Origin of the sequence: Lysobacter sp. Hz25, from assembly GCF_046097045.1 — a bacterium.
Classification (GTDB): domain Bacteria; phylum Pseudomonadota; class Gammaproteobacteria; order Xanthomonadales; family Xanthomonadaceae; genus Lysobacter; species Lysobacter antibioticus_B.
Window position 1 is genome coordinate 5,678,847 of record NZ_CP175666.1, and the last position, 12,889, is coordinate 5,691,735.

At 65.2% G+C, this 12,889-nt stretch carries 16 protein-coding genes; 15 read left to right on the forward strand and 1 reads right to left on the reverse strand.

Annotated features, from left to right (window positions below):
• Positions 1-65 precede the first annotated feature (65 nt).
• The 14 genes from ACKN61_RS23515 to ACKN61_RS23580 all read left to right on the forward strand — a co-directional run bounded on the left by ACKN61_RS23515 (position 66) and on the right by ACKN61_RS23580 (position 11,119).
• A complete protein-coding gene (locus tag ACKN61_RS23515) occupies positions 66-1,451 on the forward strand; it encodes a phage portal protein (protein ID WP_408951484.1) in 1,386 nt (461 codons plus the stop codon).
• Positions 1,448-2,626 (forward strand): S49 family peptidase, encoded by a 1,179-nt coding sequence (locus tag ACKN61_RS23520; RefSeq protein ID WP_408951485.1) that lies wholly within the window; start codon positions 1,448-1,450, stop codon positions 2,624-2,626. Before ACKN61_RS23515 ends, ACKN61_RS23520 begins: the two co-directional genes overlap by 4 nt.
• Before the next feature lies 1 nt (position 2,627).
• Positions 2,628-3,020 carry a head decoration protein gene (locus tag ACKN61_RS23525; RefSeq protein WP_408951486.1) on the forward strand — a complete coding sequence of 131 codons (393 nt, stop codon included), beginning with the start codon at positions 2,628-2,630 and terminating at the stop codon, positions 3,018-3,020.
• 3 nt (positions 3,021-3,023) lie between these two features.
• Complete coding sequence (locus ACKN61_RS23530; protein WP_408951487.1) at positions 3,024-4,031, forward strand: major capsid protein; 1,008 nt, start codon at positions 3,024-3,026, stop codon at positions 4,029-4,031.
• Positions 4,032-4,048: 17 nt separating this feature from the next.
• Positions 4,049-4,321, forward strand: a complete 273-nt coding sequence (locus ACKN61_RS23535; RefSeq protein WP_408951488.1) for a hypothetical protein — start codon at positions 4,049-4,051, stop codon at positions 4,319-4,321.
• Positions 4,322-4,343: 22 nt separating this feature from the next.
• A complete protein-coding gene (locus ACKN61_RS23540; protein ID WP_408951489.1) occupies positions 4,344-4,742 on the forward strand; it encodes a hypothetical protein in 399 nt (132 codons plus the stop codon).
• A complete protein-coding gene (locus ACKN61_RS23545) occupies positions 4,742-5,287 on the forward strand; it encodes a hypothetical protein (RefSeq protein WP_408951490.1) in 546 nt (181 codons plus the stop codon). Before ACKN61_RS23540 ends, ACKN61_RS23545 begins: the two co-directional genes overlap by 1 nt.
• 59 nt (positions 5,288-5,346) lie before the next feature.
• Positions 5,347-6,105, forward strand: coding sequence for a hypothetical protein (locus ACKN61_RS23550; protein ID WP_408951491.1), 759 nt, complete (start codon positions 5,347-5,349; stop codon positions 6,103-6,105).
• Positions 6,105-6,536 carry a DUF6631 family protein gene (locus tag ACKN61_RS23555; protein ID WP_408951492.1) on the forward strand — a complete coding sequence of 144 codons (432 nt, stop codon included), beginning with the start codon at positions 6,105-6,107 and terminating at the stop codon, positions 6,534-6,536. Before ACKN61_RS23550 ends, ACKN61_RS23555 begins: the two co-directional genes overlap by 1 nt.
• A 56-nt stretch (positions 6,537-6,592) precedes the next feature.
• Entirely contained in the window at positions 6,593-6,718 is a 126-nt protein-coding gene (locus ACKN61_RS23560) for a hypothetical protein (RefSeq protein ID WP_408951493.1), read from the forward strand.
• Positions 6,718-6,939, forward strand: a complete 222-nt coding sequence (locus ACKN61_RS23565; RefSeq protein WP_408951494.1) for a hypothetical protein — start codon at positions 6,718-6,720, stop codon at positions 6,937-6,939. The genes ACKN61_RS23560 and ACKN61_RS23565 overlap by 1 nt, the downstream gene beginning before the upstream one ends.
• On the forward strand, positions 6,920-7,396 hold the full coding sequence (locus ACKN61_RS23570) for a glycoside hydrolase family 104 protein (RefSeq protein ID WP_408951495.1): 477 nt from the start codon (positions 6,920-6,922) through the stop codon (positions 7,394-7,396). Before ACKN61_RS23565 ends, ACKN61_RS23570 begins: the two co-directional genes overlap by 20 nt.
• The gene (locus tag ACKN61_RS23575) at positions 7,393-7,782 is read left to right on the forward strand and encodes a hypothetical protein (RefSeq protein ID WP_408951496.1); all 390 of its coding nucleotides are present in this window, start codon (positions 7,393-7,395) and stop codon (positions 7,780-7,782) included. Before ACKN61_RS23570 ends, ACKN61_RS23575 begins: the two co-directional genes overlap by 4 nt.
• 67 nt (positions 7,783-7,849) lie before the next feature.
• Positions 7,850-11,119 (forward strand): tape measure protein, encoded by a 3,270-nt coding sequence (locus ACKN61_RS23580; protein ID WP_408951497.1) that lies wholly within the window; start codon positions 7,850-7,852, stop codon positions 11,117-11,119.
• Positions 11,120-11,128: 9 nt separating this feature from the next.
• On the opposite strand, the gene ACKN61_RS23585 is transcribed toward ACKN61_RS23580, so the two are convergent.
• Complete coding sequence (locus ACKN61_RS23585) at positions 11,129-11,350, reverse strand: hypothetical protein (protein ID WP_408951498.1); 222 nt, start codon at positions 11,348-11,350, stop codon at positions 11,129-11,131.
• Positions 11,351-11,954: 604 nt separating this feature from the next.
• Between ACKN61_RS23585 and ACKN61_RS23590 the strand changes: the two genes are divergently transcribed.
• Positions 11,955-12,611: an RICIN domain-containing protein gene (locus ACKN61_RS23590; protein WP_408951499.1), complete on the forward strand. Its 657-nt coding sequence runs from the start codon at positions 11,955-11,957 to the stop codon at positions 12,609-12,611.
• The last annotated feature ends 278 nt before the right edge of the window (positions 12,612-12,889 follow it).

A 12,889-nucleotide genomic window follows, 5' to 3' on the forward strand; every position in this document is an offset into this window, starting at 1 on the left:
CTGTGCACGAGGCGACCGGGCACGGCCGTCGCTCGCTCGCATGGCAGCCTAGCAATCCCGGCGCGGTGGCCGCACTGCTGGCGACCGGCGATGCCCTGCGCGTTCGCTCGCGCGACTTGGTCCGCCGCAACGCCTGGGCCAACGCCGCGATCGAGGCGTTCGTCTCCAACGCGGTCGGCACCGGCATCAAGCCGCAATCCCTCCTGGCGGATCAAACCCAGCGCGAAGCATTGCAGGCGCTGTGGCGGGATTGGTGCGACGAAGCCGATGCGGCCGGGCTGACCGACCTGTACGGCTTGCAGGCCTTGGCCTGCCGCGCGCTGTTGGAAGGCGGCGAGTGTCTGGTGCGCCTGCGCCCGCGTCGACCCGAGGACGGTCTTTCGGTTCCGCTGCAGTTGCAGTTGCTCGAACCCGAGCATCTGCCGATGTCGCTCAACCGGGAAGAGCCGAACGGCAACCTGATCCGGGCCGGCATCGAGTTCGACCGCCTCGGTCGACGCGTGGCGTACCACCTGTATCTGTCGCACCCACAGGACGGGGCGATGGCGCCGATGTCGCGGCACGGCGGGATGGAAACGTTCCGGGTGCCGGCGTCGGAAATCCTGCACATCTTCCGGCCGCTGCGGCCGGGGCAAATCCGTGGCGAGCCGTGGCTGGCGCGCGCGCTGGTCAAGCTCAATGAGCTGGACCAGTACGACGACGCCGAGTTGGTGCGTAAGAAGACGGCGGCGATGTTCGCCGGCTTCATCACCCGCGACGGCCCGGAAGACCCCTTGCCCGGCGACGGGCCGCCCGACGAGTCCGGCAACGCACCGCTGGGCCTGGAGCCGGGCACGTTGCAGATTCTGGAGGCGGGCGAGAACGTCACGTTCTCGCAGCCGGCGGACGTGGGATCGAGTTACGACCCGTTCCTGCGCGCCCAATTCCGGGCCGTCGCCGCCGCCATCGGCATTACCTACGAGCAGCTGACCGGCGATTTGTCGGGAGTGAACTACTCGTCCATCCGCGCAGGCTTGCTGGAGTTCCGGCGCCGCTGCGAGATGATCCAGCACGCGGTGTTGGTCTATCAGCTGTGTCGGCCGATCTGGAATGCGTTCGTCGACGCGGCGGTCCTTTCCGGCGCGATCGAACTGCCCGGCTATCGCCGCCGCAAGCGTGAGTACCGCGCTTGCAAGTGGGTGCCGCAGGGCTGGAGCTGGGTCGATCCGGAGAAGGAGTTCAACGCGATGATCCTGGCGATCCGAGCCGGGCTGCTGTCGCGTTCCGAAGCCATTGCCAGCTCCGGCTACGACGCCGAGAGCATCGATCGGGAAATCGCCGCGGACGCTCAGCGCGCCGACGCCCTCGGCTTGGTCCTCGACAGCGACCCTCGCGCCGTTGCCCGCAACGGCGTCAAGCACGCCCCACCGCCGGCCGACGCGCCGGTTCTTCAATCCAACGGTACCCAATGACCGGACTACCCCATCTGGCGGCGCGTGTGTTCAACACGCCGCTGCTGATCCAGCGCGCCAAGCTGGACGTGATCCTCAGTGTGCTCGAACCGAAGTTCGAGTTGCAGACGCTTCCGCCTCCCCAGATGGCACCACCCGCCCCGACTGCGCCGCGTTTAGCGGACGAACGTGGCATCGCCGTGTTGCCGATCCACGGCACGCTGGTGCAGCGCACCGGCGGCCTGGACGCGCTGTCGGGCCTGACCAGCTATCAATCGATTGCGCGCCGGCTCGACGCCGCGCTGGCCGACGACTCGGTGCGCGGCATCGTGCTCGACGTCGACAGTCCCGGCGGCGAAGCCGCAGGGGTGTTCGACCTGGCCGACCACATCCGCGCAGCGCGAACGCGCAAGCCGATCTGGGCGGTGGCGAACGAAGCGGCGTTCTCGGCGGCCTATGCCCTAGCGAGCGCGGCAGATCGTGTGTTTGTCACGCGCACCGCCGGGGTTGGCTCCATCGGCGTGATCGCATTGCACGTGGACCAGTCTCGCCGCGACGCCAACGCGGGCCTGAGCTACACGCCGATTCAAGCCGGCGCGCGCAAGAACGACGGGAGCCCTTACCAGCCGCTCACCCCGCAGGCGCGCGCTTCGATTCAAACCGAAGTCGACCGCCTGTACGAACTGTTTGTCCTAACCGTAGCCGAGCAGCGTGGCGTATCGGCCGACGTCGTTCGCCACACCGAAGCCGCGCTCTATTTCGGCCAAGACGCCATCGATGCCGGCCTCGCGGATCGCATCGGCACGCTCAACGATGCCATGCAGCAACTACACACCGAACTGGACGCCACCGCGCGTCCTCTTTTCTTGGAGAACCCCATCATGTCCACCCCCGATTCGACGGCGCCCGCCGTTGAACCCGATGTCGTGCGCGCGCAAGCCCGCAGCGACGCCCTTGCGATCGCCGAGCTGTGCGAACTGGCCGGCCAGCCGAAGATGACCGCGACGCTGCTCGCCGAAGGCATCACCCCGGCCGTCGCCCGTCAGCGCCTGCTCGCGGCCAAGGCCGATTCCGCCGAAATCACCAGCCACCTGTCGCCGACCACACCGACCCCGTCGACGGCGTTGTCGCTGGACGACAACCCACTGATCCATGCCGTCAAGGCGCGCGCTGCGCTCGCGCGCAAGGAGCGCTGAGATGCGACTGACCACCTATCCGCCGATCCACGAGGGCCAGAACCTGGGCGATTTGCTCAAGTTCGAGGCCGACAACCTGTACTCGCGCGACGCAGTCACCGTCGCGGCCGATCAAGTGCTGAAGCTCGGTCATGTCGTCGGCCGCCTGACTGCGACCGGCGAGATTGCCGCGCTCGATCCGCTCGCCACCGATGGCCGCGAGGTCGCGGCCGGTGTCGCCATCGTGCCGATCACGACCACAACCGACCCGAGTCCGGACGGCTTGATCGTTGCCCGGCACGCAACGGTCGCCGACCACGCCCTGGTCTGGCCGATCCGAGCCACCCCTGAACAACGCGCCGCCGCCACTGCGCAGCTGCGCGGCATCGGCGTCCTTGTGCGCCGCGGAGTCTGATCTATGTCCATGAACAACCCGTTCCATAACCCCGCGTTCTCGATGAGCGCACTGACCACCGCGATCAATATCCTGCCCAATCAGTACGGCCGATTGGACGAACTGAACCTGTTCCCGGTTAAACCGGTGCGCACGCGCCAAGTCACGGTCGAGGAGCGCAACGGCGTGCTGTCGCTGCTGCCCACGCAGCCGGTCGGCTCGCCGGGCACCGTGGGCAAGCGCGGCAAGCGCGCCCTTCGCGCCTTCAACGTCCCGCACATCCCCCATGACGACGTGGTGCTGCCCGAAGAGGTGATTGGCGTTCGGGCCTTTGGCTCCGAGAGCGAACTGCAGACGGTCGCAGGCGTGATGGCCGACCACCTGCAGACCATGCGCAACAAGCACTCGATCACGCTGGAACACCTGCGGATCGGCGCGTTGAAGGGCGTGATCCTCGACGCCGACGGCAGCGAACTGGCGAACCTGTTCGACATCTTCAACATCACGCCGAAGACCTTCGAGTTCCAATTGACCGACCCGAAGACGGACGTGCGCGCCAAGTGCATCGAACTCAAGCGCTATATGAGCAAGTCGCTTCAGGGCGAGCGCATGAGCGGCATTCATGTGCTCGTGTCCAGTGAGTTCTTCGACTTGTTCACCGCGCATCCGAAGGTGCAGGAGGCCTACCAACGCTGGCAGGAAGGCGCCGCGCTGCGCGACGACATGCGTTCGGACTTCCGTTTCGCGGGCGTCCGGTTTGAGGAATACGCCGGCGAGGCGAGCGATGCAGAGGGTAATACCCGTCGCTTTATCGAGGTCGGCGAGGCGCATGCCTTTCCGCTCGGCACCCTGGATACGTTCGCGACGTATGTGGCCCCAGCGGACTTCAACGAAAGTGTCAATACGCTCGGCCAACTGCTCTACAGCAAGCAAGCGCCGCGCAGATTCGACCGCGGTACCGATCTACATACGCAGTCGAACCCACTGCCAATGTGCCATCGCCCGGCACTTCTGCCCAAGCTCAAGGCATGACGTCCGCGTTCGAGACCATGGACGATGTACTCTTCGAGACGCTCGGCGTCGTCGCGCGGATTGAACGTGATAGCGGTTACACGGTGAGATCGCGCATTGTGGTGCGCGACGGCGTCGAGCGTCTCGGTGAATTCCAACAGGTCATCGGACGCGCGCGCCACGTCGTCGTCCGGAATCGAGACTGGGTACTACGCCGTGGCGACAAGATCGCGCTCGACGGCCGTGCACTGCTCGTAGAAGCTTTGGTCTCCGATGATGGCCTGGTCAACGAGGCGGTGCTGCATGGCTGAAGCCGCGCCGAGCTGGGTGTTGTTGCAGCGTGTCGCCGAGCGATTCGGCGAGATCCGCATCGACGCAGGCTATCGAACCGACATCGGCGCCGCGGTCGCGCTGGAACCGGCCCAGCATCCCGACGACGACGTGACCGGGCTGACGTTGGCCGCTTTGGGCATTCAGCGCGACGCCAACAAGCCCCATGGGCGGCATCGCGTGCTGCAAGCCCTGGCGGAAGCGACGGTTCCGGCCTCCTTGGCCGACGCCCACGCGCGATCGCACGCCATCGCGGCCGACATCGAGGACGCGCTGGACGACTGGATTCCGCTGCCGCAGGCGCTGCCGGTGCAGGTCGAGGACATCGTGTTTCTCGACCGACCCGAGGGGCTACCGGTGGTCGCGGTCCAAGTCGCGCTGACGATCCGCTACCGCCGCTAATGGACCTTTTCCTCGACGCCAACCCGGTGCTGGCCGCAGTTAAACGCATCAGCCAGATCCCGGCGAAGGCTGTGTTGGCGCAGCGCCGAGCCCTCGGCACGCTGCGTCGGCGTTGGCCGGTCATTGCCCGTCGCGACATCCAGACCGAGTACGCCTTGCCGGCCCAGCGCATCCGGGCCGGCGTCAGCGTGCGCACCACGCGCGAGGGCGTCGAACTGGTCGGGGTAGCGCGCGGTGTCGGTCTGCGCAACTTCGCTTCCAAGCGCAGCGCGGACGACCGTGGCCTGGACTACACCGCGGTCCGCGGCCGGCGCAGCTTCAAGCGCTCCGGTTTCCATCGCCGCCACGGCGGCGCCGACATCGCTTTCGAGCGCACGCCGGTCGCGGGCGCCAAGCGCGTACCGCGCACTCCGATCCGCCGCCTGTACGGCCCGTCGTTGGCGCAGATGCTGCGCAAAGGCGATCGGCCCGAGCGCATTGCCCAAGCCGGCCTGGACGTCATCACCGATGAGATCGACCGGCTGCTGCCTTCGCTGCGCCGCTGATCTCCAGCTGCCCTCGGCAGCCACAGCCCTACACCTTATATTTAGGAGCAACGCGACCCATGGCCGCGCAGGACCTGTTTTCGTTTCAGGGCAAGGTCTTCCTTGCCCAGCGCCAATCCAATGGCAAGCCCGGCCCACTGCGATGGGTCGGCAACGCCCCCCAACTGCAACTGCAGCTGGAGGTGCAAAACTCGGACAAGACCGAGTCGTTCAGCGGCAATCGGATGCTGTATGGCCGACTGGTCCAGAGTAAGACCGCCAACGTCAATCTGACGTTGGACGAGGCGACCCCGGAGAACATCGCCGAGGGTCTGTACTCGGTGCCGGCGACGCTGCCGGCCGGTGTGGTCAACAACGAACTGCTGCCGCCGGGCTTGACGGCCGGCGACCTGATCGCACTGGACCGCGGCTGGGTCAGCGACGTTGCGATGACCGACAGCGCCACCCCGCCGGTCACGATCCCGCCCGCGAATTGGTGGACGGAGTCGGCGTCGGCGGGTTTGATCGGCGTGCGCAAGGTGGACGGGCTGACCCAGCCGTTCAAGGCCACCTACAAGCACGGCGAGACCGTGAACATCGCCCTGTTCAACACGCCGCCGCCCGAGCGGATGCTGTTCTTGGACGGCATCAACACGGTCAACGGCCGCCGGGCCAAAGTCACGCTCTATCGGGTGGCGTTCAACCCGATTGAGCAGCTCGACCTGATCTCCGAGGAATGGGGCAGCCTGCAGCTATCGGGCGCGGCCTTGTTCGATGAAACCCGCGCGCTGGACCCGACCCTGGGCGGCTTCGGTCGCATCGAAATGGTGCGAGCGTAATGGCGCGCAAAGTCCAACGCCCTACGCCCGCCGCCGACGACCTGGTGGTGCTGCAGCCTCATCGCGTTCTACCGCTGGGCGATCGCAGCGTGACCGTTCGCGAGCTGGGCTTCTTCGAGAGTCTGCAACTGCACGGCGCCATCGCGGCCTTGGTCGGCGATCTGGTCGAGCAGACCGACGATGGCAACATCGACCTAGCCCGCTTGCATCGGGTCTGCGCACAGCACCCCGAGGCGACGATTGCCCTGTTAGCCCAAACCAGCGACCAACCGGTCGAATGGGTACGCTCGCTCCCCGGCGTTCAAGGCGACCTGCTGTTGCTCACGTTCTGGGCGGTCAACGCCGATTTTTTTCTGCAGCGCGTGATCGCGGCGCTGGAACTGCGACGCGCGGCGCCGGAAGCGACTGGCCCAGTGTCCTCGCCACCCTGATCGATCACGGTCACGACTGGTCGTGGATCGAGCGCGCCACCGCGCGCCAACTCGCCTTGTTCTACCGCGTCGCGATCCAGCGCGAGCGCGCGCTGCGCGCTGAGCGCATCGAGGACGTCAATGCCGGCTTCGCGGGCGGGCGCGACGTCACCGCTTTTATCCACTCTCTTCGGAAAACCTGATGAAACTGATCGATAACTGGCGCCAAGCCTGGCGCTTTGTAAGTGTGCAGGCGATGACCGTGGCCATCGCCTTGCAAGGCGTGTGGCTGAACCTGCCTGACGACCTTCGCGTCCATGTCCCCGACCGGATTGCGGCCAGCGTGACCGCCGGCCTGTTGATCCTGGGTCTGATCGGCCGCCTGTTCCAGCAGCGAGGGGCCGATGGCACGACTCTCCGCTGAGCAGGCCGGGGGCCAGAACGTTATCGCCTTCCTCGACATGATCGCGCACGCCGAAGGCGTGGAGCGATTCAGCGAGCACGGCGGTTACGACGTGATGGTCGGCGGCAAAACGTTCACCAGCTACACCGAGCATCCGCGCAGGCTGGTCTGGCTGCCTAAATACCGCATCAATTCCACCGCTGCGGGCCGCTATCAGTTCCTGTGGAAGACCTGGAACAGTCTGCGCAATCGTCTACGGCTGCCCGATTTCGGCCCTGCATCGCAAGATCGCGCCGCCATCGAACTGCTGCGCGAGACCGGCGCACTGGCCGACGTCAAGAAGGGCTGGATCAGCAGCGCGGTGCGCAAGTCGCGCAAGACCTGGGCCTCGTTGCCCGACGCCGGCTACGGCCAGCGCGAAGTGCCGCTGGAACGCTTGCTCGCCGTGTACCAGAAGGCGGGAGGCCAGATCGCATGATCGCACTGAAAGTTTGGGCGACCACGGTGCTGACCGCGCTCGCCGCAGTGCTGGCTGCCTTCGGCTTGGGCCGCTGGAAAGGCCGGCAGCATGAGCGGGCCGACACCGCCGGGCGCGTTGCTGAGAGCGAGCAGCGGGTACGCGTCGCCGAACGCGAGCGCGCCGATTCCGAAACCCGTACCGAGGTAGACACCGATGTCCTGCATCTTCCGACCGGCGTCTTGGCGCCAGTGGCGATCGCTGTGCCTGATTCCGCTGCTGACCGCTTGTACGACGAATGGTCCCGTGACGGAAGCGACCACGGGTTGCGCCTGGACGCGACCGATCCTGGTCTCTCGACAGGATCAGCTAACGGATCTGACAGCACGACAAATCTTGGCCCATAACGAAACCGGTCGCCGACTGTGCGGCTGGGGACCGAAACCACCGGCGGCGGTAGAGCAGCACTGATTCATGGCGAACCGCGACACCACGATCACGCTGCTGATCCGGGCCAACGCCGCACAACTCAATCAAGCACTGGAACAAGCGGGCGTGCGCGCCCGGGTATTCGGCAACGAAGCCGAGGGTGCCGGCCGGCGGGCAAGCAAAGGGTTTGATCAAACCCGCAACAGCGTGGCTGCGATCGGCCGACAGCTGGACCAAACCAAGACGCAGTTGCTGGCCTTTGTGGGTTTGCAGAGTGCTGGCGATGCCGCAGGCGGCCTGGTCCGAGCGGCCGATGGCTACGCCAACCTCTCGGCCAAGATCAAGCTCGCCACGACCTCGCAGGCCGCGTTCAATCTGGCCGAGGACGCGGTCTTCGCGATCTCGCAGCGGACCTCGACTGCGCTCGACTCCACCGCCACCCTGTTCGGCCGGCTCAGCAGCGCACTGAAAGATCAGGGCGGATCGCAGCGCGAAGTCCTGGGCCTGACCGAGACCATCAACAAGGCGTTGGCGGTCTCCGGCGCCACCGCTGCGGAAACCTCCTCAGTCATCGTCCAGCTGAGTCAGGCGTTCGCGGCCGGGCGGCTCAGCGGCGACGAGTTCAACTCGATTAACGACGCCGGCCCCCGCCTGATGAAGGCGCTGGCCGCCAGCATGGGCGTCACGGTCGGCGAGCTGAAAGCGCTGGCGGAAGCCGGCAAGCTGACCAGCGAGCAACTGCGCATCGCCTTCTCTGGCGATCAGGCCAAAAAGATCGCGGCCGAGTTCTCGCAACTGCCGCTGACGATCGAGCGCAGCCTGGTCCAGCTCGACAACGCGTTTACCCGCTTTATCGGTCAGCAGGACCGGGCCAGTGGCGTGTCGGTCGCCGTCGCGGGCTCGATCCAAGGGCTGTCGCAGAACTTCGATAGCCTGGCGGGTGTGGTCGGCGTGGTCGCAGTGGCGGCGCTCGGCCGATTGATCGCGACCCTGGCTACGGCCGGCGCATCGAAAGTATCGGCCCTGCGCAAGACGCAGCAATTGGCGCAGGAAGAACTGGCGCAGGCGCGCGCGGCGGAAACGGCAGCGCAAGCCGAGCTGGCACGCGCTCGCGCGTTGGCCCTGGCCGGTGGCGCCACGACGCGGGTGACCAGCGCCGAGGCCGGGTTGGCCGCCGCGCAAACCCGGACCGCGGCGGCGACCCAGGCGGCGACGGCCGCCGTCGGCGCCAAAGCGGTCGCGATTCGCGGGCTGTCGTCGGTGCTGACGCTGATGGGCGGCCCACTCGGTTTGGCGATCACTGGGGTCACCCTGCTTGCCGGTGCCTTTGCCACCGCGAGTGCGAACGCCACCGCCGCCATGGTTGAGTTTGAAAACACGATCAAGGCCGCCCAGCGCTTTCGCGACCAGCAAGACCTCGATACCGGGGTCGACCTGGGCAAGCGACTGATCGATCAGCGGCAGCAACTGCAGAAGGAACTCGACAACCTCCAAGTTCTAAAACAACCGCTGGGGCCCTTCTACGGCGGCATCCACGACAGTCCCGGCCAAAGCAGCATGCAGTGGCTATGGGGCAGCGATGTCGATGCCGAGATCAAGCGGGTCCAGACACAGCTCGCCACGACCAAGGCCGCGTTGGGGCAAGTCAAAGGCTCGTTGGCAGATCTGCGTCAGGCGCAGGCAAGTGGTGGCCGAACCCGCGTACAGGTCACCAAGGATGCGACCGACTTCACCAAAGCGCTGAACGACCAGAACGAGCGGCTCAAGGTCGAGCGCATTGAGCGCGAGAAGGGATTGCGCGCGGCGCTGGAGTATCAAGCGGTCAAGGCGGCGGGCGTCAAGGACACCACGCAACTCACCGAGGCCATGCGCAAGGCCATCGACGTGCAGGTGCGCGAACGGGAGGTCGCCCAGGCGGCGACCGATGCCGGCCGGGCACAGACGAAAGCCGCCCGAGCGGCCGAGCGCCAGAACAAGGCCGACCAACGCAAGCTGGCGGCCGATCAGAAGGCACAGGCTGACGCGGCAGCCAAAGCGGCCAAGGACGATGGCACCTTGGATCGCACCGTGCAGGACGCGGATATCGCCTTGATGCGCAACCGCGGCGACGGCGCGGCAGCGCGCAGGAAAGAGCTGGACCTGGAGTACAAGCAGGCGCTTGCCGATCTTCAGGCGAAAGGGCGCACCGCCGATGCGCTCAAGGTTCGACTGCGCATCGACACTGACGTGGCAAAGGTCGAGCTGGAGGATCTGCAAGCTCAGGTTAACCGCGTGTTCGGCGAGCAATCTCGGCAAGAACAATCCATCCAAACTCGCCAGCAAGCCGGTCTGTTGACGGAGATCGGTGCGCGCCGGGAGTTGATTGACCTGCATGCCCGCACCGCGGCCGAGGTCGAGCAGCTCCTGCCGATGATGGACCAACTGGCGGCCAAGACCGGTGCGCCGGAATCCATTGAGCGAGTCAAAGACCTGACGGCCCAAGTGGCAGCGCTGAAAGTCCAGTCGAACGAGTTGGTCGTTACGCTCACCAATGGCTTCGAAAGCGGCCTGAGCAATGCGCTGGAAGGATTGGCGACCGGCACGCTGACCTTGCGGCAAGCGCTCAGCGGTCTGGTGCAGGACATGACCCGTTCGCTGGCGCAGCTGGCATCTCAGCAGCTCGCGGCGCTGGCTACGGCCAAGCTGATGTCGGTTGTGGGCAAGATCGTCGGTGGGGGCAAGACACCCGACGTGGCCCAACCGGACCCCGTCCAGGCCGCCGCCGCTGGCGTCGCTTACGCCACGCCGATTACCGGTGCCTCGGTGGCGCTGGGTGTAGCCGGTGGTGTGGTTTTGAAGGCCGCCGCCGCGATGCAGTCGGCCGCCGCGACCCTATTGGCCGCTAACGCCGCCGAGAGCGCGAGCGGGTTCTTCGCTTCGGGCGGCTTTACCGGCATCGGTCCTAAGTACGCCCCAGCCGGCGTCGTGCATCGTGGTGAGTTCGTCCATCGTCGCGAAGTCGTGCGACAACCGGGCGCGCGCTCATTTCTTGAGCGCTTCAACCGCCTGGGTATGTCGGCGCTAGAAGGCTTACGCGGTTACGCCACGGGCGGCTTTGTCGCCCCGGCGCCACGCGCGCCGGCGCCCTCTCTCGCCCCGCTGGCCGAACGCGGTCCAACCACGTCGGATGCCGGTCAACGTGGATCGCAGATCACCAACGTGCTGTATCTGGACCCGCGCGAGATCGTCAATGTTATGAGCACACAGGCCGGGCGACAGGTCATCATGTCGACTATCCGAGCGAATGCGCCGACCGTTCGTCAGGACCTGGGATGAGGACAGCCTTTACGTGTACCGGCGCTCCAGGCCGCGGGTGGCGAACATCTGGTTCACACGCGTCAGCACGTAACCGCGGTCTTGGATGTCCGCTTCGGACAGCAGACGCTTAATTCGCCTGTCCAAAAACGTGAAGAGCTCAGGCTCGCTATTCATTTCCTTCGGCCAGAGCGGAAGGGTAGAGCGCAGGGTGAACAGTTCGGAGGCGAGCTGGGATCGAGACTTGGCCATACCTGCGGGAATCGGGCTGGATGCATGGACGCGGGTAAATCATACGGCGCGGATTCGCTGAATCAGCGACAAGCCGATTTCTGTCCCGAGTAAAACGTGAATCACATCAACCTTGTCCCCGCCAGCGAGTGCAGTTCGGACCCATCTCCCGTATTTACATTACCTTACGCATCGGCGTTGCCAGCGACTACTACGATTTCCTCAACCAATTGGAAGCCGCGCTCTGTCGCGAGGGCCATGCCTGGGGTCTGCTATACGCGGGCACCGGCACGCGGACCGATGACCGATGACCGATGACCGATGACCGACGGCCAGGACTCCCGGCTGACGGCGAGCGCCGGGGATCGCAGATCACGAATGTGCTCTACCTCGATCCCCGTGAGATCGTGAATGTTATGAGCACACAGGCCGGGCGACAGGCCATCCTGTCGACTATCCGAGCGAACGTAGGCAGCATCTACTTCCACCGCAGCCAATGCACGAAACGTCTGCTTCCAATTCAGACGGGCGATGCCCCGCCGGCATGCGAAAACTTGCAGAAGATGGCCGCCTTACGCCGTCCGCACCGTTCCAACCGTGGTGGACTGTCAAAAGAGGGTCAATCATGAACGGTTTCATGAAGCATGCGGTCATTCTCGCTTTTCTGGCATTTAGCATCTCAACCTCCAAGGCTCAGTCCTGTCGATGGGATGGAACAGCCCCTTTCTGCGACGGCGAATGCGCTGCCGGAGAAGAAGAAATCACGCGACTATCGACTTGGCCGGGACATTGGACGGGAGCTGTGTCCAGCCCTGCAGTGAATCACTTCGGTAGCGCTTGTGTTACCGGCTCGAAGGCGCTGTGCTGCAGGACGGGACGCGCAGCGTCCCGACTAGGGTTAGCTCCGGTGATATTGAGTGGGGCAAACAAGTGCCTTGATGTACATGCGCCTGATCAAAGGAGTAATGGCGCAAGAGTACAGGTGTGGGATTGCAACAACTCGCTCCAGCAGACCTGGAAGGTCGAGGCGGGAACAATTAAGAGCGGCGCAGGGAAATGCCTGGACGTCCATGTATTTGACCAGCATCAGAACGGCGCAAAAGTCCAAGTATGGGACTGCAACGGTTCGCAACAGCAACGTTGGACAGTTGTAGGTCGCACCATAAGGAGCGGTGCTGGCAAATGCCTGGATGTGCATGCTCCTGACCAGCACAACAACGGGGCCAAGGTTCAGGTCTGGGATTGCAACGACACAATCCAGCAGTCATGGACTGCACCTTGATTTCGATATTCAAGGGGGCGGCATATCTCATTTTCCAAACGTCGGTCTAGTTCTTTACGACCGATATCGGCCCAGCATTCACTGCGGACAGACAGCCCCATCCTCCGTTGGGGGCCTGACGAGACTGTCCGCCGGGGGGACGCGTTGCTGGCGCGTCCCCCTTTCTATTTGCAGCAAGCGCTCGGTTCCGCGACGTCCGTCGCGGCTGCCGAGCGACTCAGCCATTTGCATGCTGGCAATGTGCCGCATGGCCCACATTTCCCTTTCCTCAAGCGACT

Bases quoted from the DNA above. Each gene is read 5' to 3' on its own strand.
- ACKN61_RS23520 (WP_408951485.1), top strand. From the start codon at position 1,448: ATGACCGGACTACCCCATCTGGCGGCGCGTGTGTTCAACACGCCGCTG.
- ACKN61_RS23525 (WP_408951486.1), top strand. From the start codon at position 2,628: ATGCGACTGACCACCTATCCGCCGATCCACGAGGGCCAGAACCTGGGC.
- ACKN61_RS23530 (WP_408951487.1), top strand. From the start codon at position 3,024: ATGTCCATGAACAACCCGTTCCATAACCCCGCGTTCTCGATGAGCGCA.
- ACKN61_RS23535 (WP_408951488.1), top strand. From the start codon at position 4,049: ATGGACGATGTACTCTTCGAGACGCTCGGCGTCGTCGCGCGGATTGAA.
- ACKN61_RS23545 (WP_408951490.1), top strand. From the start codon at position 4,742: ATGGACCTTTTCCTCGACGCCAACCCGGTGCTGGCCGCAGTTAAACGC.
- ACKN61_RS23550 (WP_408951491.1), top strand. From the start codon at position 5,347: ATGGCCGCGCAGGACCTGTTTTCGTTTCAGGGCAAGGTCTTCCTTGCC.
- ACKN61_RS23555 (WP_408951492.1), top strand. From the start codon at position 6,105: ATGGCGCGCAAAGTCCAACGCCCTACGCCCGCCGCCGACGACCTGGTG.
- ACKN61_RS23565 (WP_408951494.1), top strand. From the start codon at position 6,718: ATGAAACTGATCGATAACTGGCGCCAAGCCTGGCGCTTTGTAAGTGTG.
- ACKN61_RS23570 (WP_408951495.1), top strand. From the start codon at position 6,920: ATGGCACGACTCTCCGCTGAGCAGGCCGGGGGCCAGAACGTTATCGCC.
- ACKN61_RS23575 (WP_408951496.1), top strand. From the start codon at position 7,393: ATGATCGCACTGAAAGTTTGGGCGACCACGGTGCTGACCGCGCTCGCC.
- ACKN61_RS23580 (WP_408951497.1), top strand. From the start codon at position 7,850: ATGGCGAACCGCGACACCACGATCACGCTGCTGATCCGGGCCAACGCC.
- ACKN61_RS23585 (WP_408951498.1), bottom strand. From the start codon at position 11,350: ATGGCCAAGTCTCGATCCCAGCTCGCCTCCGAACTGTTCACCCTGCGC.
- ACKN61_RS23590 (WP_408951499.1), top strand. From the start codon at position 11,955: ATGAACGGTTTCATGAAGCATGCGGTCATTCTCGCTTTTCTGGCATTT.